Source organism: Ciceribacter thiooxidans (genome assembly GCF_014126615.1).
Lineage (GTDB): Bacteria > Pseudomonadota > Alphaproteobacteria > Rhizobiales > Rhizobiaceae > Allorhizobium > Allorhizobium thiooxidans.
Map to the genome: position 1 here is coordinate 2254506 of NZ_CP059896.1, position 14123 is coordinate 2268628.

Consider the following 14123-nt stretch of genomic DNA (forward strand, 5'->3'; position numbering starts at 1 on the left):
ACTCCCTGCCCCGTCGGAGCAGTTCACCACAGCGACGAGCCGGCGTCCAGCGCGACGGCGCCGGGCAACGCGGCTCAGTCGTAGACGCGCTTGACGGTCGAAATGCAGTCGAGGTCCTTCAGCTGCGCAATCAGTTGGTTGAGCTGGCGCAGGTCCCAGACCTCGACGTCGATCGCCATTTCGGTGAAGTCGGTAGCGACGCTCGTCATCGTGAGGGTGCGGATGTTGACGTCGAGGCCGGCCATGGTCTGCGCGACCTTGGCGAGCGCGCCCGGCTCGTTGATCGCGTTGATCAGGATGCGAGCGATGAAGCGCGTCTTGTTGGCCTCGTCGAGGTCCCAGCGGACATCGATCCAGCGCTCGGGCTCCTCGTCGAAGCGTTGCAGCGCCGAGGCCTGGATCGGATAGATGGTGATGCCCTTGCCGTCTTCCATGATGCCGACGATACGGTCGCCGGGAACGGCGCCCGCCGGCGAAAAATGCACCCGCGCGCTGCCGGAAAGCCCACGGATCGGCAGCGGCTCCGGCCCCTCGCCGACACCTTCCGCGAGCTTGCCCTTGTTCGGCAGGCGGAAGACCATGCTATCGGCGCCACTCATGTTGAACCAGCCTTCGTCGCTCGCCGGCTTCACCGTGACGCGCTCGTCCTGGTAATCGGGGAAGACCGCCCGCAGCACGTCGATCGAGGACATCTCGCCACGACCGACCGCGGCGATCGCATCCTCGACGTCCTTGTGACCGAGACGGTGCAGCACCGGCCGCAATGTGTCGCGCGAGAAGATCTTGCCGGCGCGCTCGAAGGTACGCTCGAGGATACGGTGACCGAGGCCGGAATACTGCTTGCGGATCGCCAGGCGGGTCGCGCGGCGGATTGCCGAACGGGCCTTGCCGGTGACGACGATCTCCTCCCAGGCGGCCGGCGGCACCTGCACGCCGGAGCGGATGATCTCGACTTCGTCGCCGTTGTTGAGGCGGGTGACGAGCGGCATGATCGAGCCGTTGATCTTCGCTCCGACCGTGGTGTCGCCGATGTTGGTATGGACCGCGTAGGCGAAGTCGATCGGGGTCGCACCGCGCGGCAGCGCGATCAGCTTGCCCTTCGGAGTAAAGCAGAAGACCTGGTCCTGGAAGAGTTCGAGCTTGGTGTGCTCGAGGAACTCCTCCGGGTTGTCGCCTTCGGCCAGTGCCTCGATGGTGTGGCGGAGCCAGGAATAGGCATTGCTTTCGCGTGACAGCAGTTCGCCGTCGCCCCCCTCGCCGTCCTTGTAGAGCGCGTGGGCGGCGATGCCGTATTCGGCGATCTCGTGCATGCGCTTGGTGCGGATCTGCAGTTCGATGCGCTGGCGCGACGGACCGACGATGGTGGTGTGGATCGAGCGATAGTCGTTCTGCTTCGGCGTCGAGATGTAGTCCTTGAAGCGGCCGGGAACCACGCGCCAGCGGGTGTGGACGATTCCGAGCGCGCGGTAGCACGACGGGATGTCGTCGACGATGATGCGGAAGCCGTAGACGTCGGAGAGCTGTTCGAAGGAGAGCGACTTCGACTGCATCTTGCGGAAGACGGAATAGGGCTTCTTCTGCCGCCCCTTGGCAGCCGCGTGGATCAGGCCGTTGGCGACGAGGAGATCGCGCAGCTCGTCCTCGATCTTCTTGATCAGGCCCTCGTTGCGGCGCGAAAGCTCCGCCAGGCGCTCGGTCACCGTCTCGTAGGCTTCGGGATTGATGTAGCGGAAGGAGAGATCCTCCAGCTCCTCGCGCATGTCCTGCATGCCCATGCGACCGGCGAGCGGCGCATAGATCTCCATCGTCTCTTCGGAGATGCGGGCACGCTTCTCCGGCTTCATGTGCTCGAGCGTGCGCATGTTGTGCAGGCGGTCGGCGAGCTTGACCAGCAGCACGCGGACGTCGTCGGAAATCGCCAGCAGGAGCTTGCGGAGGTTTTCTGCCTGTTTGGCCTTCTTGGTGACGAGGTCGAGCTTCTTGAGCTTGGTCAGCCCCTCGACCAGCCGCCCGATGTCCTCGCCGAAGAGTTCGTCGATCTCGGCGCGGGTCGCCGTCGTGTCCTCGATCGTGTCATGCAGCAGGGCGACGGCGATCGTCGATTCGTCGAGACGCATCTCGGTGAGGATCGCGGCGACTTCGAGAGGATGGGAGATGTAGGGGTCGCCGCTCGCACGGGTCTGTTTTCCGTGCTTCTGCATGGCATAGACGTAGGCTTTGTTCAGCAGCGCTTCATTGGCATCGGGCTTGTATTTCTGAACCCGCTCCACGAGCTCGTATTGCCGCATCATCCAAAGCCACTCCAACAAACGAAATGCGCGCCAACCCGTGGGGTCGGCGCACACGAATATATTGTCGTCGGCACAGACTAGGCCGAGATTGCTTGACGATTAGTAATCGTCGCTCTTTTCCGGCGGAACGAGGCCTTCGATGCCGGCCAGAAGGTCTTCTTCCGACATCTGGTCGAAGGTCACGGTTTCCGGCATGTCTTCCTCTTCCTCGCTGCGGACAGCGGCGGTGGAAAGAAGCGCGTTTGCATCCTGCTCCGGCTCGTCGACTTCGACGTGCTTCTGCAGCGAATGGATGAGGTCTTCCTTGAGGTCGCCCGGAGACAGGGTTTCGTCAGCGATCTCGCGCAGGGCGACGACCGGATTCTTGTCATTGTCGCGATCGATGGTGATCTGCGAACCTTGCGAGATCTGCCGTGCACGATGGCTGGCGAGCAGAACGAGCTCGAAGCGGTTCTCTACTTTGTCGATGCAATCTTCAACGGTGACACGGGCCATAGCCTGTCCTTTACGGTCATGATCTTTCGGGATTAACACGCCCGATACAATCAATGGCCGGCGAATTCAAGTTTTTCCTTGATCGCAGCGTGACATTGCACCCTGATCCGCGTTGCAATCGGCACCGAAAATTTTCATAACTCAACCAAAACGTGCTTGGAATGTGATCCGACGTGCACTACATGATTCTTATATGAACAGTTCATAATTTTACGGGACCGTTCATACGTCAGAGGCAACTTCCTGACTTTGCATAGGTTTTCCGCTTTGCTCGTTTAAAACCAAAGGGATATTGCGCATGTTTGATCCACGCGAAAAGCTCGCACTCTTCATCGACGGCGCGAATCTCTACGCGGCCTCCAAGAGTCTCGGGTTCGACATCGACTACCGCAAGCTGTTGAAGGCTTTCCAGAAGCGCGGCTACCTGTTGCGCGCCTATTATTATACGGCGCTGATCGAAGACCAGGAATATTCGTCGATCCGCCCGCTGATCGACTGGCTCGATTACAACGGATACAAGGTCGTCACGAAGCCGGCGAAGGAGTTCACCGATTCCATGGGCCGCCGCAAGGTCAAGGGCAACATGGATATCGAGCTTGCCATCGACGCGATGGAGCAGGCGGAAACGGCCGACCATCTGGTGATCTTTTCCGGCGACGGCGATTTCACCACCCTGGTCGAGGCGCTGCAGCGAAAGGGCCGCAAGGTTTCCGTCGTTTCGACCATGGCCACGCAGCCGCCGATGATCGCCGACGACCTGCGCCGGCAGTCCGACCATTTCATCGATCTCATCAGCCTCAAGGCCGAGATCGGCCGGGACCCGAGCGAGCGCATGGCCCGCGCGCCGGTCGAACCGGCCGCCGGCGAAGACATCGAGGAATAGGAACCTCGGCTGTTTGATCGGGCCTCCGGACCCGGCACCGTGCGTGCCGGGAATTTTATCGTTCGCACCTTTTTTGGGCATAGAGCCGACACGGATACGTAGCCCTCACACTATTTATTTGTTTCTTAAGCATTTGAGCACAGGATGAGATACGGAAGAATTGCTTCCGGTATTCGCCTCGCGGCTCGGCGCCGCACGGCATTGACAGACAGCAGTGCAGCAATGACCAATTCCTTTCCGAGCCGTTCCGATCTTACCGATCGCCTCTCTTTTCTGAAAATTGATAAAGCGCAAATTGCAACCCTGACTGCCCTTCAGCCCGTAATCAACACCTCCATTGGCCCGGCGCTCGACGTCTTCTATGCGGCAGCGAAGACCAACGCCGAAACTGCCCGCTTCTTTTCGAGCGACGCCCACATTTCGCACGCCAAGGAAAAGCAGCGCAGCCACTGGTCGCTCATCACCTCCGGCCGGTTCGACGACCAGTATGTGAATGCCGTGACCACCATCGGCCGCACCCATGCACGGCTCGGGCTGGAACCGCGATGGTATATCGGCGGCTACGCACTGGTACTCGAAGGCCTTCTCGACGCCGTCGTGAAAAATGAGCTGAAGGGCATGCTGCAGGCAAAGAAGGCCAAGCGCATCTCCGACGGCATCAGCGCGGTCCTGAAGGCCGCCATGCTCGACATGGACTATTCGATCTCCGTCTACCTGCAGGCGCTCGCCGAAGAACGCGAAAAGGCCGAGCAGGAACGTCACACTCTGGAGTTGGAGCAGGAAGAGGCGCTCGCCGCGATCGACCGGGCGCTCGACGCCCTGAGGACCGGCGACCTTTCCGTCACCATCGAACAGCCGCTTTCGCCGCGATTCGAGCGCCTGCGCGACAACTACAATCAGGCGCTTGAAGCCTTGGGGACCGCGTTTTCAGCGATCGTCGACGAGACGAACCGCGTATCTGGGAGCACCCGCGAGCTTTCCGCTGCCACCGACAATATGGCCCAGCGCACCGAGCAGCAGGCCGCCGCGTTGGAAGAGACGGCCGCCGCGCTCGACGAAATCACCGCCGTTTCCCGCCAGGCGGCCCAGCGTACCCAGGAGGCGATGACCGTGGTGCACGCCTCCGCGCAGGAAGCCGTGCGTTCCGGCGAGATCGTCGACGAGGCGATCAACGCGATGGGAGAGATCGAGCAGTCGTCGCGCAGGATCACCCAGATCATCGGCGTCATCGACGAGATTTCCTTCCAGACGAACCTGCTGGCGCTCAATGCGGGCGTCGAGGCGGCCCGGGCGGGCGAAAGCGGGCGCGGCTTTGCCGTCGTGGCACAGGAAGTCCGCGAGCTCGCACAACGCTCCGCCTCGGCCGCCCGCGAGATCAAGGGCCTGATCGACCGTGCGTCGCAGGACGTGGCTCACGGTGTGTCACTCGTCAATCGCACCGGCGAGGCCCTGCGCACGATCGGCGGTCAGGTGCACTCGATCAACGAGCACATCACGGCGATCGCCACCTCGTCGCAGGAGCAGTCCTCCGGCATCGGCGAGATCAACAAGGCGATCAACAGCATGGATCAGATGACCCAGCAGAACGCCGCGATGGTCGAGGAAACGAACGCCGCGACGCATGAGCTCAACCAGATCGCCGGCCATCTGAACACCCTTCTGTCGCGCTTCAACGTCTCGCGTTCGCAGGTCCATACACCGTCATCGACGAAGTATCGCCCCTCCTACGCGGCCTGACGCCCCTACCGACCGCCGAAAAGAGAATCCGTGCTCTTTTTCCGGCGGCATTCGTTCGCCGTCCGGGGTAAAACAGATGCATGCTGTTTGACCGACCCACCGACGACACCCTCTATGACGCGCTTTTAAAGCGCGATGCGGCCTATGAAGGCTTCGCCTATGTCTGCGTCACCACCACGCGGATCTTCTGCCGGCTGACCTGCCCGGCTCGCAAGCCCAAGCGCGAGAACTGCGTCTTCGAGGAAAGCATCGCCGCCTGCCTGGAAGCTGGTTACCGCCCCTGTCTCCGCTGCCGACCGATGCTGCGCTACAAGGACAACGACCCGACCGTCACTTCGCTCCTCGAAGCGCTGGAGCGCGAGCCGGAACGGCGCTGGCGCGAGAGCGACCTTCTTGCGATGGGGCTCGATCTTTCCACCGTGCGGCGCGCCTTCAAGCGGCAGTTCGGCATGAGTTTTCTCGAAATCGCACGGCTGCGCCGCGTCGGGCTTGCGGCCGAAACGCTGGCCGAGGGCGCGCCGGTCATCGAGGCGCAGCTCGACGCCGGCTTCGAATCCGGCAGCGGCTTTCGCGCGGCGATCAACCAGCTCATCGGTAGTGCGCCGCGTCACCTGCGCGGCAAGGGCCTCCTCAGGGCCGACTGGATCGAGACGCCGATCGGCCCGATGATGGCGATCGCCGACGAGCATGCGCTGCATCTCCTCGAATTCGCCGACCGCCCTGCCCTTCCGACCGAGATCCGGCGCATCCGGGAAAGGACCGGCTGCGGCATCGTCCTCGGGCGCGCCGCGCCGATCGACGCCGTGGAGCAGGAGCTCAAACGGTACTTCGACGGTGACAGCGCCGCCTTCGACGTGCGCATTGCCGGCCACGGCACGCCGTTCGAACGCGCGGTCTGGGAGGCGCTCCGGCAAATCCCGCCCGGCACCGTTGAGAGTTACGGCGCACTCGCCGCGGCGATGGACCGTCCCGGTTCCGTCCGCGCGGTCGGACGCGCCAACGGCGCCAACCAGATCGCGATCGTCATCCCCTGCCACCGGGTGATCGGTGCGGACGGCGGGCTCACCGGCTATGGTGGCGGCCTGTGGCGCAAGCGTTGGCTTCTGGAACACGAGCGGCGGATGGCAGCCGGTCAGCGGACAGCCGAAGCCGCGGAATGACGGCGCCGGTGTCCAGTGCCGCGGTACGGGCACGGCGGCGCCGCGCCCTCCACCTTGCCGGAATCTCGACGATCCAGCGCAGGCCGTCCCATTCCGGCCGCTCGAGCGGGTCCTCCAGCGGGTCGCGCCGGACCTGCGCCGTGCGGCGACGGCAGTATTCGAAGGTTGCGAGCCATTCGATCAGCATGGCGTTCTCCTTTCCGACCGCTTAACCTGTGCATGAGGTAAGCCTCGGCCTTTCCGGCGTGTAGACGCGGAAATGAATGGAGCATTTCAGCGATGAAAGACGAGAACTGGGACGATCTCCGGCTGTTCATGCATGTCGCGGCCGAAGGTGGTCTGGTCGGAGCCGCCGAGCGCACGGGAATCAGCGCGCCGACGATCGGCCGGCGCATGCTGGCGCTGGAGCGGGCGACCGGCCACAGCCTGTTCAGCCGCCACACGAAAGGCTACTCGCTGACGCCGGACGGCGAGGTGCTGCTGAAACACGTGCAGATCATGGAAATGCAGGCGGCCACCATCCGCCGCTGGAACGAGAACGGCTACTGCCTGCCGATCGTCTCCGTCGCCGGCGACGGCTGGCTCTCCCTGTTCCTCGCCCGCAATCTTCGCGAGATCTGGACGCCGGAGGATGATTTCCGCCTGTGCGTCAAGGCGACGGAGAGCGAAGTCGACCTCACCTTCCGCGAGGCGGAGATTGCACTCACCGATCGCCGCCCGCCCGGCGGCAATCTCGCCGCACGCCAGTCGGAGCGCATCGTCTACGCGATCTATGCGACGCCGGAGGTGGCGACCGAACCGCAGGAACGGTTCATCTCGATCGGCCGCGAGCTCGCCTCGCGCCCCGCCGACAAATGGATATCGCGACAGCCGGACAAATGGATCAGCATCTGGACGACGACGCTCGCCTCACTGCTGGAGATCGCCCGCAGCGGCGGCGGGCGGGTGGTGCTGCCCTCTTTCATCGGCGACAGCGAACCGGGGCTCGTGCGCCTCGGCGAACCGATCGAGGAACTGTCGGCCGATCTCTGGATCACCATGCATGACGACGACCGCCACCGGCCGGAAGTGCGACAGGTCATCGAGCGGCTCGCAGCACTTTTCCGCCGACACGGAGAGCTGTTCTCCGGACGACCGGCGATCCGGACGTGATCGGCCCCGAGTGCTCTCAGGGCGAAATCTGTTCGAAGACGATATCCTGGGCGCCCTGCCAGAGCACCATGCGGCCGATGGCCTCCAGGTGCTCACGGCCCTCGACCACCGTCAGGAAGTGGTTGCCGGCGAGCACGCCCATCTTGCTGGCGAAATGCGAGCTGCCATAGGCGAAGAGCAGCTCGGTCTCGCTGAACCCGCCCGGATAGAGCAGGATATCGCCGCGCGAGGGGTGGCTCGTATGGTTCTCGAAGCCGGCGCCGAACGCGAATTCGCCGAGCGGCACCCAGACCGCCTCGCCGCTCCAGCGCGAATGGATCGTCTGGTTTCTGAACGGCAGGAAGCTCTTGAAGATACGGCAGGTTTCCGGCGCCTTTTCGGTCTCGAAGCGGGCGACGAAGGTGAAGGGGCCGACGGTCACCTTCAGGCGTTCGGCAGGTGCTGCGCGCATCAGCCGGCCTTCAGGAGGCGGCTCTTCTGGCGGTTCCAGTCGCGCTCCTTCTCCGTCTCGCGCTTGTCGTGCAGCTTCTTGCCCTTGGCGAGCGCGAGTTCGAGCTTGGCGCGGCCCTTCTCGTTGAAATAGACCTTGAGCGGGACGAGCGTCATGCCCTCGCGGTTGACGGCGGCGCGCAGACGGTTGATCTCGCGCTTCGAGAGCAAGAGCTTGCGGCGACGGCGCGGCTCGTGGTTGAAACGGTTCGCCTGCAGGTATTCCGGCAGATAGGCATTGATCAGCCAGATCTCGTCGCCCTCGTCGGAGGCATAGGATTCGGCGATGTTGGCCTTGCCCTCGCGCAACGACTTGACCTCGGTGCCGGTCAAGACCAGCCCCGCTTCATAGGTGTCGATGATCTCGTAATTGAAGCGGGCCTTGCGGTTCTCCGCGACAATTTTGTTGACCGTGCGCTGGCTGCCTTTGGGGGCCATGATCTCGTCTTCCAATCTGCCCGGACCGTTCTTCTCTTGACCGGCGACGGGCACCCGCCGGCTCTTGTCGCATGGATGTAATACAGAGCGGCGGGGAAATAAAGGCGGGGCGGGTGTGATGGGCAATCTGCCTGCCATGCCGAGACTGGACGGTAGGCCGTTGCTGCCGTCGATTTAAGGAGCGACGGAGTTCTCAAAATAGCTGCAACGGACAACGCCCTGCGTCATTGGCCGGAGCGGGACTTAGCCGTCACACCCCTTCACCACCCATGAGGCGGTATCGTGATCGGGGTGCTGGTTGCTACTCTCCTTGATTGCCGCAGCCCAGTCGGCGCCATTGCTTTCGGTCGCGCCGGCATCTTCTATGTCCGTGATCGTATCGAACCACGCCACCATGTTCTCGGTGCAGGTATTGGCAAGAGGCGAGAAGGCGTCCGGATCGTCAATCGAACCGATCATCAGGTTGGTGCGACCGTTTTCGAGGTGATGGAAGAACAGGGGCGTGCCGCAGTTGGCGCAGAAGCCGCGCTCGACAAGCTCCGAACTCTTCCAGACGCTCGGCTTGCCGCGTGTCCAATTCAGCGCATCATCGGGTGCAGCGACCAGCGCGGCAAAGATGTTGCCCGAGGCTTTCTGGCACATGCGGCAATGGCAGAGATGCGCATTATCAAGCATAGCGGTCGCGCGGTAGCGCACGGCACCGCACTGGCAACCGCCGGTCACCTCCATCTCGATACGTTTCATCCTGTCTCCTCCTTCAAGAGGCGGGTTTCCGCTTAATCTCTTTTAGGTTTTCGTCCTTTGGTCGTCCAGCCTGCCGGAACGCCAAGCTCGGCGAGCAGCCGCGAATCCCGCACGCACCGGCGCCACGTCGATTATCGCCTCTGCGGCGGGTTCGAGCGTCGGCAGCGTCGGCAGGCGCACCGTGCGGCTCATCCGCCCGAGTCTCGAGGCGCATATTGGCACTGCGGCTCTGCCACGTCGAAACCAGCTAATCGCGGCTTTCGCTATCACGTCAGGCGAATGGGATCACGTCGGCCTTCATGGTCATCAGAACCGCGACGAGCGCGAAGATCGTCAGCATGGCGAGGCGTCCGTACAGAGCCCGGGTCTCGCCGACAACAGCTTCCACCCCGGGGCCTGTCGCCGCGTCGCGCAACGCCGCCTGTGCGCGTGCCTGCCATTCGCGCACGAACTTCGCCTCCACGACGACCAGCATCGCGATCAGGATGAGCGATATAACCAGCCAGGGGGTGAGGAGCGACCAGCCGCCGATGAAGACCAGGGCGATGCCGGCAACGATGCCGATCATCACCAACGGGCCCGCAATACGACTCGAGAGGAAGGCGACCGCGACCGGCTTCCTCGTGCCTCGCCGCCCGAGCAGCAAGAGCAGCTCACTCGCCACGAGCAACGTCAGGGCGGTGCCCATAGCGGCGGCATGAATTCCGAGGACGGTTCCGTATAGCATGATCTATATCCTTGTGTTCACGACGTTTTTTGAGATAATGCGAGCTATCGCTTATATTTGTCTACTCGCATTGGAATCGCCGGAACCTTGACCCGCAAACCGCACACGATCCCTCGCAAACAGGCCGTTCAGAACCGGTCGCGGATGACCGTCGACGCTCTCGTCGAGGCGACCGCTCGCATTTTGGTGAAGGAAGGGTTCGACAAGGCCAGCACCAACCGCATCGCGCAGGAGGCGGGGGTGAGCATCGGATCACTCTATCAGTATTTTCCCAGCAAGGAGGCGCTGGTTGCCGCGGTCATCGACCGCCACAACGAACAGCTGATGCTGGTTGTGCGCGCCGCTTTGCGGGAGGTCGCCTCGCAGCCGATCGAGCAAGCGGTGCGCCGTCTGGTCGTGGTGGCCATCGAGGCGCACCGCATCGATCCGAAGCTGCACCGCGTTCTCACCGAGCAGATCCCGAGGACCGGACGTCTCGAGGATGTGGAAGCGTTCAATCGCGAAGCGCATGCAAGCTTCAGGGATTATCTGACCCACCATAAGGACGAGATCAGCTGCGCCGATGTCGACCTCGCGGCCTTCATCTGCGTAACGACGATAGAGGCACTGACCCACACGGCCGCTCTCCACGCCCCGGCCATACTACCCGACGACATGGTCGAGACACTGATCGAGGAGGCGACGCGCCTCGTCGTCGGCTACCTGAGACCGCCAGCGGCCGGGCACGTCGGCCCGGCCTGAAGCGGTCCCTTGCTCAGACGTTCACCCCACCAGCCCCGCATGCGCGAGCGCCGCGTCGATGGCTGCTTCGGTGGCGGGTTCGAGCGTCGGCAGGAGCGGCAGGCGCACCGTGCGGCTCATGCGGCCGAGCTTGGAGAGCGCGTATTTGACGCCGCAGAGGCCGGGCTCGATGAAGATCGCCTTGTGGAGCGGCATCAGCCGGTCCTGGTATTCGAGCGCCTTCTTGTAGTCGCCGGCAAGCGTCGCCGCCTGGAATTCCGCACAGAGCCGCGGAGCGGCATTCGCCGTCACCGAGATGCAGCCGACGCCGCCATGGGCGTTGAAGCCGAGCGCCGTCGCATCCTCGCCGGAGAGCTGGATGAAATCCGTACCGCAGGTGATCCGCTGCTCGGAGACGCGCTCGATCTTGCCGGTCGCATCCTTCACGCCGACGATGTTCTTGTGCGCCTTGGCGAGCTTGCCCATGGTTTCCGGGCTCATGTCGATCACCGAGCGGCCGGGAATGTTGTAGATGAAGATCGGCAGCTTCACGGCACCGGCGATCGCCGCGAAATGGGCGAAGAGGCCCTTCTGCGTCGGCTTGTTGTAATAGGGCGTGACGACGAGCAGCGCGTCGGCGCCGACAGCTTCGGCGTGCTGCGCAAGCTCGATCGCCTCGCTCGTGTTGTTCGAGCCGGCGCCGGCGATCACCGGGACCCGCTTGCTTGTCGCCTCGACACACAGTTCCACGACCCGTTTGTGCTCCGCATGGGAAAGGGTCGGCGATTCACCCGTCGTGCCGACCGGAACGAGACCGGTCGAGCCCTCGGCGATCTGCCATTCCACATGCGCTGCAAAAGCTGCCTCATCAACCGCACCGGTTTCGGTGAACGGCGTCACGAGAGCAGGAATGGATCCCTGGAACATGCATAAAACTCCTCACGGCCGGCATTCATGCTTCGGCCGCATTCCTCGGTTACGAACGCGCGCAGCTTATTGCGGCCTCCGGGCCGCGGCAAGCGTACCGGGCGCGGTTTTATGACAGTTTCAGGCGGCGTAAAAGCGGGAAAATCTGGCGCAGCGGTAAGGTTTCGTTAATATGCTCGGCAGCTAATGGAAATATTCCACATCTGCCATCGGGTACGGGGATGAAAAGAGCGCTTCTGTTGACCTCCGCCTTCGGTTTCGGGCTGGTGGCGACTGCCGCCATGGCCGGCCCGCCGGACGGCGGCGCCGTGCCCCTGCCTTTGCCGAAGCCGGAGTTGCGTCCCGTCGAGGCGGCCCTGATGCCGACCTTCGAGATCACCGGGGCGATCCCGCGCATGGGGCGCCTGCCGGTCGCCGATCCGCTGCTGAAGGAAGGGCTCGACGCGCTCTCGAACAAGGACGGCGCCGAGGCGCTCGCTATCCGCGACCGGATGACGGTCTCGCTCGACCGGCACATGCTCACCTGGTCGATCGCCATGTCCGGCCTGCCGGGTATTCCCTCCTCCGCCATCGCCGCAGCACAGCGCGAGCTCGACGGCTGGCCGGGGCTCTCCGCCTTCCGGGCCAATTCCGAACGCGCCCTCTATCGCGAAAACCCGCCGGCAGATGCCGTGCTTTCCGCTTTCGGTTCGACGAAACCGGAAACGCCGGAGGGCGCGGTCATCCTCGCGCGGGCACAGCTCGCCACCGGTGACCGCACAGCAGCCGCCCGCACGCTTCGCGCGATCTGGCACGGCGAGGCGCTCGACAAGGCGATGGAGGACAGGATCCTCAAGGAGTTTTCCGGGCTCCTCACCACCGCCGACCACAAGGCGCGGATGGACTACCTCCTCTACCGCGGACGGGCGACGCAGGCGAAACGCTTCTCCACCCTCGGCGAGGCGCAATCGCTCTACAATGCCTGGGCGGCCGTGCTCAACCGCTCATCGAAGGCCGGCCAGCTGCTCGCCGCCGTCGATCCGCGCTGGGCGAAGGACCCGGCCCTGCTCTTCGCACGCATCGAGAATCTTCGCCGCCAGGACAAATACGAGGAGGCCGCGAACCTGCTGGCGAAGGCTCCGCGCGATGCGACAGCACTCATCAACACCACCGAATGGTGGAACGAGCAGCGTATCGTCGCGCGCGGTCTCGCCGACCAGGGCGACTTCAAGGCGGCCTACCGTGTCGCGTCACGGCATACCGCGGCCGAATCAGGCGATATCGTCGACGCGGAATTCCATGCCGGCTGGTATGCGCTGCGCGGCCTCGGCGACGCCGAAACCGCCGCGCGCCACTTCCGCAAGATTCTCGCCACGTCGCAAAGACCGCTTTCGGTTTCCCGTGCCTGGTACTGGCTCGGCCGTGCCGCCGAGGCGGACAGCAAGACGGATGCGCGCGATTTCTTCCTGAAGGCCGCGCGCTACCCGAGCACCTTCTACGGCCAGCTTGCCGCGGCGCGGCTCAAGTCGCCGGGGCTCGCCATCCCCTACCCCGCACCGACGCCCGTGGAGCGGCAGACCTTCGCCAATCGCGAGGCGGTGCAGGCGATCGCACGCTTCGAGGCGGCCGGCCACGGCTGGCGGGCGGAAAGCCTCTACCGGGCGCTCGCCCAGCAGATCGACAGCCCCGGCGAGCTCGCGCTCCTTGCCGCCCAGGCCGAAAAGAGCGTCGGCCATCAGCTCTCCTTGCAGATCGGCAAGGCCGCCTATGCCCGCGGCATCGACGTGCCGGCGCTCGCCTTCCCGATCGGCGTCATCCCGAACTCCGCCAACATCGCCGGCTCCGGCAAGGCACTGGCCTACGCGATCGCGCGCCAGGAAAGCGCCTTCAACCCGGCCGCCGTATCGCCGGCGGACGCCCGCGGCCTCCTGCAATTGATGCCGGGAACCGCGCGGGGGGTGGCCGGGCGCTACGGCCTTGCCTATTCGCCGGAAAAGCTCACCTCCGACGCCGGCTACAACGCCACTCTCGGGGCACATTACCTCGGCGAGCAGATCGACAAGTTCGGCGGCTCCTACGTGCTCACCTTCGTCGCCTACAATGCCGGGCCGAAGCGCGTGCCGGAATGGATCGCCCGCTATGGCGACCCGCGCGGCAAATCGATCGACGACGTCGTCGACTGGATCGAGCGCATCCCCTTCCCCGAGACACGCAACTACGTGCAGCGGGTGATGGAGAACTACCAGATCTACAAGACGCGGCTCGGACAGAAGGCCGACATTATCCACGACCTGCGATACGGACGCGAGGGCTGACAGGCGCGGAGACGGTCGACAACCCGGTGATTTCGTGGAACTTTCGGTCTGGCGACCGTCTGGTCG

General features: G+C 63.9%; 13 protein-coding genes. 6 read left to right on the forward strand and 7 right to left on the reverse strand.

What is annotated here, in order from left to right; genetic code table 11:
* Positions 1–74: 74 nt before the first annotated feature.
* Together H4I97_RS10935 and rpoZ are read right to left on the reverse strand one after the other, a co-directional pair.
* Positions 75–2291: a RelA/SpoT family protein gene (locus H4I97_RS10935; protein ID WP_182304664.1), complete on the reverse strand. Its 2217-nt coding sequence runs from the start codon at positions 2289–2291 to the stop codon at positions 75–77.
* Positions 2292–2390: 99 nt separating this feature from the next.
* Positions 2391–2786 carry a DNA-directed RNA polymerase subunit omega gene (gene rpoZ / locus H4I97_RS10940; protein ID WP_182304666.1) on the reverse strand — a complete coding sequence of 132 codons (396 nt, stop codon included), beginning with the start codon at positions 2784–2786 and terminating at the stop codon, positions 2391–2393.
* Between the two features lie 298 nt (positions 2787–3084).
* On the opposite strand from rpoZ, the gene H4I97_RS10945 reads away from it, so the two are divergent.
* The 4 genes from H4I97_RS10945 to H4I97_RS10960 all read left to right on the forward strand — a co-directional run bounded on the left by H4I97_RS10945 (position 3085) and on the right by H4I97_RS10960 (position 7718).
* On the forward strand, positions 3085–3669 hold the full coding sequence (locus H4I97_RS10945; protein ID WP_182304668.1) for a LabA-like NYN domain-containing protein: 585 nt from the start codon (positions 3085–3087) through the stop codon (positions 3667–3669).
* Positions 3670–3891: 222 nt separating this feature from the next.
* Positions 3892–5406 (forward strand): methyl-accepting chemotaxis protein, encoded by a 1515-nt coding sequence (locus tag H4I97_RS10950; protein ID WP_182304670.1) that lies wholly within the window; start codon positions 3892–3894, stop codon positions 5404–5406.
* Positions 5407–5486: 80 nt separating this feature from the next.
* Positions 5487–6566 carry a bifunctional transcriptional activator/DNA repair enzyme AdaA gene (locus tag H4I97_RS10955; RefSeq protein ID WP_182304672.1) on the forward strand — a complete coding sequence of 360 codons (1080 nt, stop codon included), beginning with the start codon at positions 5487–5489 and terminating at the stop codon, positions 6564–6566.
* A gap of 279 nt (positions 6567–6845) precedes the next feature.
* The gene (locus H4I97_RS10960) at positions 6846–7718 is read left to right on the forward strand and encodes a LysR family transcriptional regulator (protein WP_182304674.1); all 873 of its coding nucleotides are present in this window, start codon (positions 6846–6848) and stop codon (positions 7716–7718) included.
* A 16-nt stretch (positions 7719–7734) separates the two neighbouring features.
* On the opposite strand, the gene H4I97_RS10965 is transcribed toward H4I97_RS10960, so the two are convergent.
* The 4 genes from H4I97_RS10965 to H4I97_RS10980 form a co-directional block, all read right to left on the reverse strand.
* Positions 7735–8169 (reverse strand): DUF3830 family protein, encoded by a 435-nt coding sequence (locus tag H4I97_RS10965; protein WP_182304676.1) that lies wholly within the window; start codon positions 8167–8169, stop codon positions 7735–7737.
* Positions 8169–8645: an SsrA-binding protein SmpB gene (gene smpB, locus H4I97_RS10970; protein WP_112686763.1), complete on the reverse strand. Its 477-nt coding sequence runs from the start codon at positions 8643–8645 to the stop codon at positions 8169–8171. The genes H4I97_RS10965 and smpB overlap by 1 nt, the downstream gene beginning before the upstream one ends.
* A gap of 243 nt (positions 8646–8888) precedes the next feature.
* The gene (locus H4I97_RS10975; protein ID WP_182304678.1) at positions 8889–9389 is read right to left on the reverse strand and encodes a GFA family protein; all 501 of its coding nucleotides are present in this window, start codon (positions 9387–9389) and stop codon (positions 8889–8891) included.
* 271 nt (positions 9390–9660) lie between these two features.
* Entirely contained in the window at positions 9661–10116 is a 456-nt protein-coding gene (locus tag H4I97_RS10980; RefSeq protein ID WP_182304679.1) for a DUF2269 family protein, read from the reverse strand.
* Positions 10117–10260: 144 nt separating this feature from the next.
* On the opposite strand from H4I97_RS10980, the gene H4I97_RS10985 reads away from it, so the two are divergent.
* Complete coding sequence (locus H4I97_RS10985) at positions 10261–10857, forward strand: TetR/AcrR family transcriptional regulator (RefSeq protein ID WP_244658624.1); 597 nt, start codon at positions 10261–10263, stop codon at positions 10855–10857.
* Between the two features lie 21 nt (positions 10858–10878).
* Here the strand turns inward: H4I97_RS10985 and dapA are convergent, their stop codons facing one another.
* The gene (gene dapA / locus H4I97_RS10990; protein ID WP_182304684.1) at positions 10879–11763 is read right to left on the reverse strand and encodes a 4-hydroxy-tetrahydrodipicolinate synthase; all 885 of its coding nucleotides are present in this window, start codon (positions 11761–11763) and stop codon (positions 10879–10881) included.
* A gap of 221 nt (positions 11764–11984) precedes the next feature.
* Here dapA and H4I97_RS10995 point away from each other — a divergent pair, with 221 nt between their 5' ends.
* A complete protein-coding gene (locus H4I97_RS10995) occupies positions 11985–14057 on the forward strand; it encodes a lytic transglycosylase domain-containing protein (RefSeq protein WP_182304685.1) in 2073 nt (690 codons plus the stop codon).
* The last annotated feature ends 66 nt before the right edge of the window (positions 14058–14123 follow it).